This window comes from Psychrobacter proteolyticus, assembly GCF_003350005.1.
GTDB classification, from domain to species: Bacteria; Pseudomonadota; Gammaproteobacteria; order Pseudomonadales; family Moraxellaceae; genus Psychrobacter; species Psychrobacter proteolyticus.
This window is the reverse complement of the sequence record NZ_QLKS01000001.1, coordinates 987022-1001196: the sequence shown is the minus strand read 5'-3', so window position 1 is coordinate 1001196 and position 14175 is coordinate 987022. Positions and strand designations below refer to the sequence as shown.

Below are 14175 nucleotides of genomic sequence, written 5' to 3'. Positions count from 1 at the left end.
CGCAGCGAAGTAGAGTAATGCAAGTCAGTGCGAGCACAGCATATGCTACCAGCGCTCACGACGGACAAATACTAACCACGAGACAAAAATACCGACTAACAAGCTGAGCAAAACGGTAAACGCACCGTATAGAAACAACTGTCCTTTACTTTCGTAGACCAAGACATTTACTTGAGTCTGTAAATCGTTCACTTGGCGCTGCAGTTGCGCATTACGGCTAAGCAGCTCTTGATTGGCAGCTGACAATGCTTTAGTAGATGGTTGTAACTGTGCCGCCAAGGTATCATTGATATCTAGCGCTGAGTTTTTCGTTGGCAAAGCGCGCGCCGCTACTGGGCCAGTCAACGGCATCATTGCTGTCGGATCGGTTGCCTCGACAGCAGGTGTTATGGACGCAGCGGGTGCAGCCTGTGCTGAAACGGCTGTCGCTAACATGAGACCAATCAGGGCATTTTTGTAGAAGCAGGCATGTGAAAAAGAGACTCTCTGGATCACGATGCAGCTACTTGATTGTTGCTATCAGTTGGTGCTGGCAATGCTTGCACAAATGGTTTGATATCGACATGACTATACACGCCATCACGTAAGTAAGGCTCATCGTTTGCCCAAGCCTGAGCCGCTTCGATAGAGTCAAAATCCGCAATGATTAAGCTGCCTGACATATCACTTTTGCCATGTTCGATAGGCGTTGGACCTGCGATAACGAGGCGTCCCTCTTGGTGCAATGCTTTTAGGCGTTCAATATGTTCAGTACGAGTGATCAGACGTTGTGCACTGCTATTAGCCACGTCATGACCAATGATGGCAAATAAAGACATGAGACTTCCTTAGTGAATAATAAAAAAATAGTGATGAGCTTATATGGGCTTAGTATAAACGTCATAACGACAAAGTGATTGCTGCTACGACAAGGCAACAGAAACTATTTAGTGGCTTTGTCCGTCAGCGCAGGGTTGAGGTGCTTTTTTAGTACAGCAAATTGAGCCACGACAAACACCAGCATAATCGGAATCCAGCCATAGGTCTTAAAGTTGATCCATGCTTCATCTGACATTGTGAACGCTGTGATATAATGTAGTACAGCCATTAGGGCAAAAAACAATGCCCAAGCAACGGTCAGCTTTTTCCAGCCGCTAAGCGTCAGGGTAAATACCTCTTTCATAGCAAGCTGCATCAATGGCTTATTAATAGCGGCACTGACGAATAGCGTCAATGCAAAAATACCATTGATAATGGGCGATTTCCAACGCAAATAAATATCATCACGCAGCAGTAATGTGCCGCCGCAGAATAAAATCGTTAATAATAAGACAACCCATTGCTGCTTATCAAACTTACCTTTTTGACGAATAAAATGAATGGCGTAAACGATAATAGTGGCGACGAGCAAAGCCCCTGCCGCTGCTAAAATACCGTTATAACGCGCCGCGATAAAAAAGGCAATTAAGGGAATAAAGTCTAATAATGCTTTCATAGCAAAGGGTATATCCAACAAAAACGTATGGGGTAGTTTACACGTCTACCGCACCAAAAAAAAGCAATCAACACGATAATCATGCGATATACGCAACCTACAGAGTAATACTTTCTTATTGCGGCTGATGACCATGCCACTGGCCAAATATAAACACGAATACAGCACCGATAACGGCTAAATCTACAGAATGAGCAAGACAAATCACAATACTCATAGTCGTAACAATGACTGTCTGCTACCTAACTTTTATTCTACTTTTATTTTATTTAACACTTTAAGGCTCAGCTTATGAAAATTGACTTACATTGCCATAGTACTTGTTCAGATGGTACCTATGCACCGACCGAGGTCATACAACGTGCCCATGCAGCGGGCATCAACGTATTGGCATTGACTGACCATGACACGCTGGCAGGGATTGACGAGGCAAGGGTCGCTGCTAGTGCCTGCGATATGCAGATTATTAATGGTGTTGAAATCAGTTGTGAGCATACGTTAAGCGGTGGTTACGGAAAGAATAAATCCACCAATAAAATCATTCATGTACTTGGACTAGACTTTACTGATCGCGAAAAAATGCACGCAACGCTACAGCAACTGCAAGACAGTCGAGCCACTCGTGGTCAGCGTATCGCTGAAAAATTGAGTGAATTATTAGATATTAATTATGATGAGCTATGGCAAGCAGTGCTCGATAAAGCAGGCGGTAATCCACAAGCAGTCGGACGTGCTCATATTGGACAGGTGTTGTTTGAGCGAGGTGAAGTCAAAACCGTTCAAAAGGCCTTTGATAAATACTTAGCGGATAATAAACCTGCCTATGTATCAATCGAGGCGTTGACGATGCAGCATGGTATTGAATTGATTCATGCCTGTGGCGGCAAGGCCGTGCTTGCGCATCCTACGCGATATCAACTATCAGCGACACGCGTGCGTAAATTAATCGAAGAGTTTGCGCAGCTTGGCGGAGATGCTTGTGAACTCCCAGCCAATAGTGAGCCGATTAGTACCCGCAGAATGGTTGATCGTAGCATTACTGAGCATAGTCTTGCGGCATCTATTGGTAGTGATTTTCATGGTAGTAACATGCCTTGGCGACGTTTGGGCGATGTTCCTACTTTAAATGATGATCAGCAAGGGGTTTGGGAGTCTTTTGAAATAGGGTCAAAATTTGATAAATTTGTCTCTTCCCTGTAATTATTCTCGTTGCTAGTTGCGTTTATCTGGCATCTATTTGGATTGATTAGCAGTAATTGATGTTTATAGAAAAATGTTAGTGCATTCATAAGACAAGTATTAATAAATAAATGTGCAAATCAGATTGATAATAAGAGCAGAACTTGTAACACTTAGGATGACTATAACTATTTGCACTAAATAGTCTATTTTTTTGAGTTGACTTTAATGTCTTTATACTTAATGCATTTACATTTTTTGCGGTAATCCTTCTATGGCTGTATCAATCTCTAATCTAGGATACAAAAAGCTCTCTCAAATGATCTTTGAGTGGCAAGCTGCTGATAGAACATCACTGATGGCACTATTCATCGTGATGGAAGTGGCATTGCACTGGTTATGGTGCTTTTTTGTGTGGTGGCAACAAGATGTCCTTTATAATTATATAAATATGCATTATCTATACCCGTTATGGTTAGGTGTCAGCGTAGTGGGCTTGTTTTTTTTATGCATGGTCAAATGTTTGTTTCATTCTAAGAGTAATGAGGCCTTGGACAAATGGCAAATAGTCCTAATTACGATTTATACGCTTTATATTGCCACTGTTATTGTGATGATAGGCTATAGCAGTTTGTTTGCTGGAGTCTCGGTGGTGGGCGGTGCGATGTTGGGAATGATGCTAATTAAACGGCGCAACGCTTGGCGCATGTTTTGGTTGCAGTTGATCCTTATGTTACTGGCTATTATGTTGCCTTATTTTGGTGTCAGTCTACCGAATTTGCGCCAATTGACAATTATTCATCCGATGCTTGATGGGCAAAATTATCTAACTTATAACGAGATAATAGCTGCTGAAAATATGGTGAGTGCTTTGGCCTTTGAAAACAATGTACTAAATTGGGATGATATTAACGAGGTACAGCGTTCATCTGCATTTTTTTGGCGGTCAACCCATTTGTTTTTAGCGTTACCTAAAGCAATTTTTATTGTCTATATGTTTCGTGCGTTGCTTTTAATTTTAGATGACAGTCGGCAAGAAACCATCAGACATGCCAATCAAGATGAGCTTACTCAATTAAAGAATCGCCGTTACGGTCTCAAAAAAATGAAGTATGCCTTGTCACAAATAAAAGAAAACCAAGACCTGAGCATCATATTGTTGGATTTGGACTGGTTCAAAAGTATTAATGATAACTACGGTCACGAAATGGGCGATCAAGTTTTGGTTGAAATATCACAGACGCTCGCACAATCGTTTTCGGATGAAACGATCATCACTCGTTATGGTGGTGAGGAATTTTTGATTGTACTACCCAATACTAAACACGACAGTGCTATGGTGATTGCTGAGCAACTACGCTCAAGCATTGCTGAACAAGTCATCAACGTTGAGGGAGTGATTGACTTTAATGTGACGGCAAGCTTTGGTTTGTATACCTTAACTTATGAGGAAAGAGCTTGTATTGCCCAAAAATACAAAACTATTTTGAAAGAAAGAGCAGTGTCTGAATCAGGGTCATTACCTATTATTAAGCCTATCGTTGCTTATCGCGCTGAAAGTCATCTATCGTCAATGCAAAAAATGCCTAGTGATATTTGCCAACGTTTGATCAGTACTGCAGATAAAGCCTTGTATGAAGCCAAGCACCGCGGTCGCAATCAGGTGGTGAGTGCTAACAAAATGTTTGCTGAACAAGATGACTGTGCGCATTCGCTCTATAGAAGTTGATAGCAGCCACTACTGTCCAAGCAGTGGCTATATTCTTTTCTTGCTATAAAACCCAATTACGATTCCAGCTGCTGAACTAAGCTTGCGAGCACACTTGTGGCAAAGCTACCTGTAGTTAAAGTAAAGTTTAACACCAGCGTCTGATCGTCCGACCATTCCCAGCTTAACGCCTCAAGCGGTAGACGTAGCGCTCGTCTTTGCGCCTTAATATCGCGCTGCTCTAATCCAGTTGCTAGTTGCATGAGTAGGGGGCTGTGTTGTACTACCTCGGTCTCTAAATCTGCAGCGCTACCGGTGACTTTATCGTTACCCGTGCCCCATAGCACAGCAGTTGGATGAATATCGCCACTGTCAATACGAGCATGCAACGTATCATCTAGTGTCTCACTAGTGAATATCGATCCTGAACCATCTAAATTAAACACTTCACCTGCTAGGCCAGTGTTCCAGCTGCCATTACGCACTCGCGCTGCCAATATCTCATTAAATATCAAGCTACGTGCAGCAGACAATTCCATCGTATTTTGCTCGCGCGGGGCACCTTTGCGTTTGCTCTTTTTTGGTTGCGGGCGAGGCTCTCGCGGTGGACGAGCAAACAGTGATAAAGCCTCTCTGACGTTATTACCTTGACGCCCAAAACGCTGGGGACCAAAATAATTGGGTACGCCGTTTCTACCAATGCGCGTTAGATGCTGCTCGACGACCTCTTTTGCAGGTAGTAGTTGCTCGGGTGATACGTTATTTCCGTCACTAGCGCTCGCAAACTGAATATCACGTAAAGTAATAACAAACTGATTGGCACGGTGCGTACCGCGATTGAGTTTTTTATTGTGCCAGTGCTGCGCAAGGATAGTGACAGTCTCGTTTTCTCCAATGTCTACTGGTGCAAATTCAGTAGGCGGCAATTGTTTTTTTGGTATGCGCAAACTAAACCACTGGGTCGTCAATGCATGACGATCTTTCAACCCTGAGTAGCCGACATCACGTAACGGAATGTCTGCCCACTCTGACAACAATTTTGCCAGATAAGCGGTATTCATACCTGATTTTTCGATGTGTAACCATAAATGCTCACCTTCACCAGTGAAGTCTAACGGTAATAGCTCATTAACGATAAAATCAGTCGCATTAGCCTTGTAAGTCGCTTGCTGTATCGGCTGCAAACTTGGCTGTGGCAAATTTGCAGTGTCAGTAAGGGCGGCGATATCAATATGAGCTAGGTCAATTTTCTCACTGGCTGTTTTCTCACTGGCTGTTTGTTCATTGACGTTTTGATCATTAGCTGTTGGATCTATAGTAGCAGCTTGGCTATCTAAACTGTCTTGAGCAGTAGTAGTTATATCGTTTTGGTTGTCTTGAGAAGTCATAAGGTCGTCTTTTATTTTGTTTATTAATAATAATGATGAGAAGTAAAAAGAGTGCGGAAAACAAAGTTACATAATTACGTTTTGCAACGCAGCAAACATACAAAAAAACATCGTGTGCGAGGCGCTCTTGCTACTATCAATGCATCGCATATTAAAAATAATAGGATAAGTTGAATTTGTCTGGTTGGTTACGGTCATTTTCAACCTGCTGTCATTAGACATCATTATAACTGTTAAGGAAGCATTATGACCGACGCAACGATCAACACAGTCACTATCAGTAAAGCGGATATCCTAAGCGGTGGCATGAAATCATATAAGCAAGAAGACGATAGTATCATTTTAATCACTCGCGATGACGATGAGTTCCGTGCATTCGATGGCAAATGCCCACATGCGGGCGCAGATTTGGGTAATGGATTACGCTGTGGCAATCGGGTAGTTTGTCCTTGGCATCATGCAACTTTTGATAGTCGCGATGGCTCACTATTAGAGCCGATAGCGACAAAAGGCTTGACCCAGTATGAGCTGACTCATGATGGTGATAACTTGACAGTCGATACCTCAGCTCAGGTAACGGGGCAAGTCGAAAATGATAAATTGACTGATACCCATACTATTATCGTTGGTGGTGGCGGTGCAGGATTTATGACGGCCGACCAGTTGCGTCAGGGTGGTTATGGCGGCAAGATTACGTTGATTAGTAAAGATGACAAAGCTCCTTACAATCGTCCTTTATTATCCAAAGCATTTTTGGCAGGCAAGATGGACGAGGATAAGCTGCTATTGGGTGGTGCTGACTGGGCGGATAACAACAATATTGAGTTACACCTCAACCAAACGGTTAGCGAAGTGCTGCCTAATGAGGCGACCATCGTCATAGAGGATAATGATGGCAACAGCGAGCGCCAAACTGCAGACTTCTTGGTTGTCGCCACTGGTGCTAAACCAAACTTACCACCTATCAAAGGTGCTGAGATAGATGGCGTATATACGCTACGCAGCATGAATGATGCCAAATTAATTAAAGCGGCCAGTCATGATCAGCGTGTGGTGATCATTGGTACAGGTTTTATCGGTATGGAGACCGCTTCGGCGTTAGCACAAGCAGGTACGACAGCTTCTATCACAGTGATTGGGCAAGGTAGCCGTGTGATGGGCAATATTGTCTCTGAAACGGTGAGTAACGCCTTAATTAAGTTACATGAAGAGAAGGGCATTAACTTTGTGTTTGACGCAACCGTCAATGAAATTACTAAGGTTGATCGTCAAGTGGACAAGGATGGAGATAACAAGAACCAAGCTTTTTCAGATGTAGGCGGTGTCACGCTGGCGAGTGGTGAGCATATTGACGCCGATATCGTGATATTGGGTACTGGCGTGTCTCCACGTACAGAGATATTGAGCGGAGTTAACGATCCAGACGGTGTACAAGTCGATGCGCATCTACAGCTGCGCGATGGCGTCTATGCGCTGGGTGATATCGCTAAAGCCACCAATCAAATGGGTCGCATGCGTATTGAGCATTGGCGCGTGGCTCTGCAGCATGGCATGGTCACAGCAGCTGCAATCCTAAATGATGACAGTGTCGACTCATTAGAGGCGCGTATACCGTTCTTTTGGACCATGCAATACGGCAAGAGCCTACGCTATAGCGGTCATGCCGGGACACCAGAGCACAATATCCTATTTGGTACACCAGATACGCATGATTATATCGAATACTACTTTGATGATGAAGGCGAGGATACACGGGCTAGTGCAGCAAGTACGCTTGGACGTGATAAAGAGTTGGTCGCCTTCTCTGAGCTATTACGCCGTGGTCATGCGCCGACACGTGCGCAGCTTAATGCAGGGTTTGATATTATTGAGCAAGCGCATGCATTATCGCGCTAGTACTATAGACTGATAAGTATTAGTATCTGGGGCAGTTTTTTCCTCGTTTATCTACAATTTTTCTCATTTTAAGCCTCATAATCTAATTAATGACCTGCCCTAGACTGGCTTAGTGATCTAAGTCAGTTTTTTATATGGCTAAATCCACATAAATCCGCTACATCGTCACCCTCATTAAGTATACTAATGTATCACTTGCACTCGGTTTTCTTGTATCGAAATTATTTGAATGCAACTATACATAGACGGAAAAGGAAAAATTATAATATGAGCGAAAACAATATAAATAGCAGCAATATAAACACAGACCCCTTTAATAAAGAGTCGGTATTTCTACGTGAAGCGACATTAGAGGATATTGGCGCACTTGAGCAGTTATTGAACTGCTGCTATCGTGAGACGGCAGGTTGGACCAATGAGGCCGACTTGATCGGTGGTATCAGGACTACATCAGCGGAGCTCGCTGCTGTAATCAATGATCCTAATCACTATTATTTCGTCTATCCAAAAACCACGACAGGCGACCGTGAAGGAGATGAGACGGGTGAAATACTTGGCTGTATTGCTGTCGATATCAAAACCGATGCTGCCTCAAATAAAAAAGCCTATATCGGTATGTTTGCGGTACATCCTGTGCTACAAGGGAAGGGTGTTGGTAATGTAATACTACAAGCGGCTGAGACCTTTGCAGATCGCCATTTACAGTCACTGAATCAGCCTAGCCGTCTGACCATGTCTATCTTAAGTCACCGTCCTGAGCTTTTGGCTTACTATCAGCGCCGTGGTTATCAGTTCAATGGTAATAAAATGCCGTTTCCAAACGATGGCAATAATGGCGAGCCAAAGCGTGATGATTTAGAGTTATTAGAACTAGAAAAAATCGTTAGCTAATCAAATTGGCTTAGTAAAAAGCATTAAAAAATGTTCTATCTCGCTCAACCCCAAAAATGACCAAAAGTCATAAACAGACCAATACTCAGCAGCACAAATGCCACGATGATTAAGCGCTTGAACCAGTTAAATGCTGGCAAGCGCGTGGCATTGTCATCTGACATTAGATAAGCAAACAAAAACAATAGGCTTGCTGCCAAGGTCATTATCCCAAGCCCAATCGGTAATATGAATAAGTACACCTGCCACACAGTCATCTCTCAACAGTCAGTATTAATCGCATCATAACAGCATCAGGATTGCGCTGTCAGTATGCCTTGCTTTAAATTTTTCAAAGCGAATAAATTATAGAAAGTACAGTAGTCATCAGTGCGATATAAAAGTAATGAGTCAGTTTTAGACCTACGAAGCTATATGCTTACGTCACGACTGACAATAAAAAAGGACGCTCAAATGGCATCCTTTTTTATAATAGTTAAGAATAAGAGAAACGTTAAACAGTGAGCTTAACGCATCGTCACAAACTCTTCCGAGCCAGTTGGATGAATGGCAACAGTATTGTCAAAATCAGCCTTAGTCGCGCCCATTTTGATAGCGACTGCAAAGCCCTGAATCATCTCATCGACGCCAAAACCAATGCCATGCAAGCCAATAATTTTTTCATCATCGCCCAAGCATACTAGCTTCATGGTGCATTTTTGACGATGTTGAGTGACCGCGCTATACATATCGGTAAAGCTTGAGGTATAACACTTGATATTTTCTTTGCCATAGCGTTCCACCGCGTCGATTTCAGACAGCCCAATCGTACCGATAGCCGGATGAGTAAAAATCACGGTCGGTATCAACGTATAGTCTAAGTGCTCGTTAGGTTTGTTGTTAAACAAACGCTCAGATAAGCGGCGACCAGCAGCAATCGCTACAGGCGTTAGATCTACGCTGTTCTCGATAATATCACCGACTGCATAAATACCATCGACATTGGTGTTTTGGAACTGATCGACTTTGATTTTACCCGTCTCGGTTGTCTCGACCCCTGTCACTTGCAGATTGATACCATCAGTCGATGGCGCGCGACCAATCGCCCAGATCAAGCAATCGACAGTATCGATACAGTCTTCACCGCCATCATTGGTGGTCAAATCAAGGCTGTCATTGTCATTTTTATTGACTTCATTGATCACCGTGTTGGTGTGTAATGTGATGCCAGCTTGTTCCATTTCTATCAGCAAAGTCTCTACGATAGTATGGTCAAATGTACGGAGTGGCGAGTGTTTACGTACATACAAATGCACCTCGGCACCCAGACTGTTTAACACGCCTGCGATCTCGACAGCGATATAGCCAGCACCTACAATCGCCACGCGTTTTGGCAGATGGTTTAAGGCAAAGAATCCATCAGAGTCGATGCCGTATTCTGCACCTTTGATATCTGGCTGAATAGGATGACCGCCCGTAGCAATCAAAATATGGTCAGCGGTAATCAGCTCGCCATTTACTTCTACGGTATTGGTATCGACAAATTTGGCAAAGCCTTTGATCACTTCGACGCCGTTTTTGGCCAAGTTATTGTCATAAGCGCGATGAATGTTTTCGATGTATTGTTGGCGGCTCTGTACCAGTTTTTGAAAGTCAAAACCTTTAACATCGACATCAAAGCCATAGTCTGGCGCATATTTATGGATGGCTTCAGCCACTTGCGCGCCATACCACATTACCTTTTTGGGAACACAGCCCAAATTCACACACGTGCCGCCCAATTGGTTGGCTTCGATAATGGCGCATTTTTTGCCATAGCTGGCTGCACGGTTGAGTGACGCGATGCCGCCGCTACCGCCGCCAATAGAGATATAGTCATAATGTTTGGTCATAATACGGTCTCTTTATTAAATTGTTATTGGTGCTATTTTCGACTCTACTGTAATGGGTCTTATCATCCATCTTACAAGTTTTTTACGGTTAAGATGTGTTGAATCACTTGACTATAAACGGTGGTTGGTTAAGAAAAGCCTAGCATCTAGATATTTAAATCTACCCATAACCACTTATACAATAGGACGACGTCTATAAAATAACAGCCCTGGAATAGACAAGCCAAGTACCAATCCCGAGGTGACAAACAGCGCTTCAAACAAGTACACCATCATTTGGCTAAATAACTCGTCTGAAAAGCCGAAATAACCAATCTGCACCATACTGACCATCGCCTTATAGGCGGCGATACCGGGCATCATACAAATGACACTGGGCGAGATGAGCGCTTTAGGTGGCAAGGTATATTTCTTAGAAAAGTACACACCTAAGAAGCTGGCAAGCATCGCGCCAAAAAAACTGGCAACCACAATATGTAGGTTCTGATGAACAAGGGCAGTTTTTAATCCAAAGCCAAAAGCAGTCATCAGTAGACACGGCAAAATATAGCGTTTGGGTACGCTAAACATTAGCGTCCAACCAAGGGTAATGATACAAGCCAGTACGACGGTCTCAATGAACCACATCTCAAAACCCCCAGTGCTGTATGCGAAGCAAAACCAGCGCCATCACGATACCAACGCACGCAGATAAGGTCAGCATATAGGTAAAGACCGCACGCCCAACCCCAATATTGACATAGCCTTTTAGGATGTCTGAGAACGAGTTAATCAAAGGAAAGCTGGGCACCAGTAGCAACACGCTAGAGGCAACAGCGATATCGGCATTATTACCAATATCAAAATAATAGGTCGTCGCCCCAATGAGGGAGGCAATAAAAGCCGTCACAATGACCGTGATAAAAGGGTTAAAGTGGTGCTTGGATAAATAAATACGGGTCAGCATCGCCACCATACCCGCGATGAAAGTCACCGCCGTAATCGACCAGCTGCCACCATTTAGATAAGCAAACGCCGCACATGAGGCACCAACAAACACGCTCACTAACCACGTTGGATACACGGTCTTATCCAACTCATCAAAGGCAAGGGTAGTGTGGTCAATCAAGTCATTATGATCGATAGTGGCTTCGGTTTTATTGACGATTTGCTGGATTTGTACCAATAAATTGACATTGATACTCTGATTGATCGTATCTCTGGTAGTGGTGATACAGCGCTCGTCACAGATAGTCGTCAGGGTAATGGCGTTAAAGTTCAGCGAACATTCGACGCTGTTCATCCCCAAGGCAAGCCCCAAGCGTTTGGACAAGTCCACCACCACGGCAGACTCAGCGCCATACTGCATAAGGAGTAATCCGCAGCGCACGCATAGTCGAGTAATGCGCTGCTGCTTTACGTAGCTGATAGAGGTCATGGGTGAAATACGCAGGTTGGTTGGTATTGATACACTATTATAAAGGGTCTGGGAGTGGATAGGGTAGCGATACGAATATAGCAAGGTAACCATATAGTCAATCCTCTATAAAAGAGTGATAGCGTTAACCTCGTCTGAAGTATCACAGTTACATCTACACTCGGTTGCCTTGTATCTCTTTTAAACTGAATCAACGATAGCATCACTCACAGTGCTGATTTGCTACTATTATAAAGCGTAAACTCTTATCGCAAGGAGCACAAAATGCATATCGCTATTGTGACATTGACGTTTTCATTGCCTGGCTGTGGCTCGCTAAAAGAGAAACGCCACCGTATGGGCGGCTTGCATGCCCGCTTTGGCAATACGCCAAGTATCGCGGTCTGTGAAAGCGGTGAGCGCGATCGACATGATGCTAGCGAGTGGACGTTTGTGATCGTTGGATTGTCTAAGCGTGAGGTCGAGTCGCAATGTAGTCAAATTGGAGAAAAGCTAGAACGTACGGTAGATGCAAGGGTGATGAATATTGAGAGGGAGTTTGTTTAGGTCGTGCGCTTCGACTAGCCTACGAGCTAAGTTAGGTTTTCTTTCAAATTATTAGTATTATCTAACCACATTTTTATAGAAGGTTCGTTGTTCGGATTATCAATAATGTTTTCTCGCAGTAGATCCAGTATCCATAGCCTAATCTCTTCACGTTTACCATTAATATCTCCTAGACATGGGTGTAATAAAACTGAATGGATAAATAACTTACGGTATCTTTCGTTGCTTTCTATATCTGCCCAAATTACCTGTCTCAAAATATCTTTATCAATTAGCTTTAGGAGGTCTTTATCACTACTATTCCAAGCTCTACGATTATGTTTATGAAAATCTAAAAATATTGAAAGTATCTTATTAGAGCTAAAACTGTTAGTTCTGAAGCTCGCTATTGAATTAACAGTAAAATTGTAGAAGCGATCTTCAGGTTTTCTTCCAAAAAAATAGAAGTCATCTATAGACATATGACTTTTAGATGACCTAATTGATTGTTCAATATATCTTTTAATATGATCTTCAAGTTGAGCAGCCAAATCTGACCTATTGCTAGTTTCGAGAATATCACAGTAAAAGCTTAAATTACTTAATTGTTCTGAAGATAGACTGCTACAAGCTACATAGTATAGTCGTTCGGGAAATTTCGGTTTCATATCCAAGTTATGAAACTCTTGTAACACTTGGATTTTCAGTCTGCTATCTTCTAAGATTCTTTCATTAATAGTATCTTTTTCATTTAGAAGTTTCGCCATATCACTGTTTAGGTCTAAATCTCTAACCAATGAAACAACGAAGTGACCCCATCCCGAAATGATGAAGTTTGAAATAAATGGGTCGATAATAGTTCGAATTTCATTAAGTTTTTCAAACTGTTTGAGAGTGTGTAGGTCTTCCTTAGATGATGTTTCACTAGAAGATGATTTTAAGTCGATTAGCCGATCTGAAAAAACTGGATTTTTCTCATCGAGAATTGTTATAAAAGATTCAAAATCTATCTCTGAACCTAATAATTTAGGCATATCATGAGCAAACATAATTACTAAAAGAAACTCTAATATTTGTTTCTTACTTACTAAAGATAGTTCACTGTCTGAGTTGTCTATTATAATCTTGAAAGTGCTCTGAACACGTTGATAAAATCTTAAATTCTTGATATTTAATGTCTGATAGAAGAGCTCGTATACAGGAAATAGGTCATCGTCATCAACTATATCTTTTTTAATAATGGTGATCGATTCACTCAGTGTTAGGACTTCATCAAATACTTTTTCTTTGTATTCATGAAATTTTTTATCAGCTTCCCCTTCATGCAGCAAAACAATAACTTTACATTTTTTTTCTAAATTCAAATGATTAACTAGCCCCATTACGTCTTTGATATCTAATTTGTCTGATATTCGCTCAATATCGTCTATACATATTAATGTTTCATTAACCATATTAGATATAGTGCTAGTAATCATACTTTTACTAAGAGATAGAGCAATACCACTGCCTTCAATCTTAGGCAGATCAACTGCCTCGATTGTATTTTGAAAAACTTTCTTTATTCCAGATAAGTTATCACTACTCTGTGATGTAGAGTAAGATTTAATAGCTATTTCAAGTTTTAAGGCATCTAGTGAATCAATGCCAAACAAGGATACATAAGCAATTTTATTAACCATGAAATTTTCACGATGTTTTTCACAGAAAATTTTCCAGAAATATGTTTTTCCAATGCCCCATTCACCGGTGAGGGCAATAGCAAAAGAGTCTTCAGTATTGATAATCTCTAAAAGTTTCTTTTCAAGATTCGCTACACTTGCCAT

14 protein-coding genes are annotated in these 14175 nt (G+C 42.2%); 5 read left to right on the top strand and 9 right to left on the bottom strand.

What is annotated here, in order from left to right; translation table 11 throughout:
- Positions 1 to 45: 45 nt before the first annotated feature.
- From DXK30_RS04110 to ispZ, 3 genes are all read right to left on the bottom strand, one after another.
- Positions 46 to 495, bottom strand: a complete 450-nt coding sequence (locus DXK30_RS04110) for a hypothetical protein (RefSeq protein WP_227670812.1) — start codon at positions 493 to 495, stop codon at positions 46 to 48.
- Positions 492 to 818: a YciI family protein gene (locus DXK30_RS04105; RefSeq protein WP_057761353.1), complete on the bottom strand. Its 327-nt coding sequence runs from the start codon at positions 816 to 818 to the stop codon at positions 492 to 494. Before DXK30_RS04105 ends, DXK30_RS04110 begins: the two co-directional genes overlap by 4 nt.
- A 104-nt stretch (positions 819 to 922) precedes the next feature.
- On the bottom strand, positions 923 to 1474 hold the full coding sequence (gene ispZ / locus DXK30_RS04100) for a septation protein IspZ (RefSeq protein WP_101205812.1): 552 nt from the start codon (positions 1472 to 1474) through the stop codon (positions 923 to 925).
- Between the two features lie 291 nt (positions 1475 to 1765).
- Here ispZ and DXK30_RS04095 point away from each other — a divergent pair, with 291 nt between their 5' ends.
- Both DXK30_RS04095 and DXK30_RS04090 read left to right on the top strand, forming a co-directional pair.
- Positions 1766 to 2674, top strand: coding sequence for a PHP domain-containing protein (locus tag DXK30_RS04095; RefSeq protein ID WP_114700569.1), 909 nt, complete (start codon positions 1766 to 1768; stop codon positions 2672 to 2674).
- Positions 2675 to 2927: 253 nt separating this feature from the next.
- Positions 2928 to 4382: a GGDEF domain-containing protein gene (locus DXK30_RS04090; RefSeq protein WP_114700568.1), complete on the top strand. Its 1455-nt coding sequence runs from the start codon at positions 2928 to 2930 to the stop codon at positions 4380 to 4382.
- Between the two features lie 56 nt (positions 4383 to 4438).
- On the opposite strand, the gene truD is transcribed toward DXK30_RS04090, so the two are convergent.
- Entirely contained in the window at positions 4439 to 5749 is a 1311-nt protein-coding gene (truD, locus tag DXK30_RS04085) for a tRNA pseudouridine(13) synthase TruD (RefSeq protein WP_114700567.1), read from the bottom strand.
- Positions 5750 to 5995: 246 nt separating this feature from the next.
- Here truD and DXK30_RS04080 point away from each other — a divergent pair, with 246 nt between their 5' ends.
- Both DXK30_RS04080 and DXK30_RS04075 read left to right on the top strand, forming a co-directional pair.
- Complete coding sequence (locus DXK30_RS04080) at positions 5996 to 7645, top strand: FAD-dependent oxidoreductase (RefSeq protein WP_227670813.1); 1650 nt, start codon at positions 5996 to 5998, stop codon at positions 7643 to 7645.
- Between the two features lie 267 nt (positions 7646 to 7912).
- The gene (locus DXK30_RS04075; RefSeq protein ID WP_114700565.1) at positions 7913 to 8536 is read left to right on the top strand and encodes a GNAT family N-acetyltransferase; all 624 of its coding nucleotides are present in this window, start codon (positions 7913 to 7915) and stop codon (positions 8534 to 8536) included.
- A gap of 44 nt (positions 8537 to 8580) precedes the next feature.
- Here the strand turns inward: DXK30_RS04075 and DXK30_RS04070 are convergent, their stop codons facing one another.
- From DXK30_RS04070 to DXK30_RS04055, 4 genes are all read right to left on the bottom strand, one after another.
- The gene (locus DXK30_RS04070) at positions 8581 to 8742 is read right to left on the bottom strand and encodes a hypothetical protein (protein WP_227670814.1); all 162 of its coding nucleotides are present in this window, start codon (positions 8740 to 8742) and stop codon (positions 8581 to 8583) included.
- Between the two features lie 300 nt (positions 8743 to 9042).
- A complete protein-coding gene (gene gorA / locus DXK30_RS04065; RefSeq protein ID WP_114700564.1) occupies positions 9043 to 10407 on the bottom strand; it encodes a glutathione-disulfide reductase in 1365 nt (454 codons plus the stop codon).
- Between the two features lie 174 nt (positions 10408 to 10581).
- Positions 10582 to 11034, bottom strand: coding sequence for a threonine/serine exporter family protein (locus DXK30_RS04060; RefSeq protein WP_114700563.1), 453 nt, complete (start codon positions 11032 to 11034; stop codon positions 10582 to 10584).
- 1 nt (position 11035) lies between these two features.
- Positions 11036 to 11824, bottom strand: coding sequence for a threonine/serine exporter family protein (locus DXK30_RS04055; protein ID WP_114700692.1), 789 nt, complete (start codon positions 11822 to 11824; stop codon positions 11036 to 11038).
- Between the two features lie 264 nt (positions 11825 to 12088).
- Between DXK30_RS04055 and DXK30_RS04050 the strand changes: the two genes are divergently transcribed.
- Positions 12089 to 12370, top strand: a complete 282-nt coding sequence (locus DXK30_RS04050; RefSeq protein WP_114700562.1) for a DUF503 domain-containing protein — start codon at positions 12089 to 12091, stop codon at positions 12368 to 12370.
- Between the two features lie 26 nt (positions 12371 to 12396).
- On the opposite strand, the gene DXK30_RS04045 is transcribed toward DXK30_RS04050, so the two are convergent.
- Complete coding sequence (locus tag DXK30_RS04045) at positions 12397 to 14175, bottom strand: P-loop NTPase family protein (RefSeq protein ID WP_114700561.1); 1779 nt, start codon at positions 14173 to 14175, stop codon at positions 12397 to 12399.

Excerpts from the sequence above, each read along its gene's own strand:
- ispZ (WP_101205812.1), bottom strand. The coding sequence starts at position 1,474 with ATGAAAGCATTATTAGACTTTATTCCCTTAATTGCCTTTTTTATCGCG.
- DXK30_RS04055 (WP_114700692.1), bottom strand. The coding sequence starts at position 11,824 with ATGACCTCTATCAGCTACGTAAAGCAGCAGCGCATTACTCGACTATGC.
- DXK30_RS04095 (WP_114700569.1), top strand. The coding sequence starts at position 1,766 with ATGAAAATTGACTTACATTGCCATAGTACTTGTTCAGATGGTACCTAT.
- truD (WP_114700567.1), bottom strand. The coding sequence starts at position 5,749 with ATGACTTCTCAAGACAACCAAAACGATATAACTACTACTGCTCAAGAC.
- DXK30_RS04105 (WP_057761353.1), bottom strand. The coding sequence starts at position 818 with ATGTCTTTATTTGCCATCATTGGTCATGACGTGGCTAATAGCAGTGCA.
- DXK30_RS04060 (WP_114700563.1), bottom strand. The coding sequence starts at position 11,034 with ATGTGGTTCATTGAGACCGTCGTACTGGCTTGTATCATTACCCTTGGT.
- DXK30_RS04045 (WP_114700561.1), bottom strand. The coding sequence starts at position 14,175 with ATGGCAAGTGTAGCGAATCTTGAAAAGAAACTTTTAGAGATTATCAAT.
- DXK30_RS04080 (WP_227670813.1), top strand. The coding sequence starts at position 5,996 with ATGACCGACGCAACGATCAACACAGTCACTATCAGTAAAGCGGATATC.
- DXK30_RS04050 (WP_114700562.1), top strand. The coding sequence starts at position 12,089 with ATGCATATCGCTATTGTGACATTGACGTTTTCATTGCCTGGCTGTGGC.
- gorA (WP_114700564.1), bottom strand. The coding sequence starts at position 10,407 with ATGACCAAACATTATGACTATATCTCTATTGGCGGCGGTAGCGGCGGC.
- DXK30_RS04075 (WP_114700565.1), top strand. The coding sequence starts at position 7,913 with ATGAGCGAAAACAATATAAATAGCAGCAATATAAACACAGACCCCTTT.
- DXK30_RS04090 (WP_114700568.1), top strand. The coding sequence starts at position 2,928 with ATGGCTGTATCAATCTCTAATCTAGGATACAAAAAGCTCTCTCAAATG.
- DXK30_RS04070 (WP_227670814.1), bottom strand. The coding sequence starts at position 8,742 with ATGACCTTGGCAGCAAGCCTATTGTTTTTGTTTGCTTATCTAATGTCA.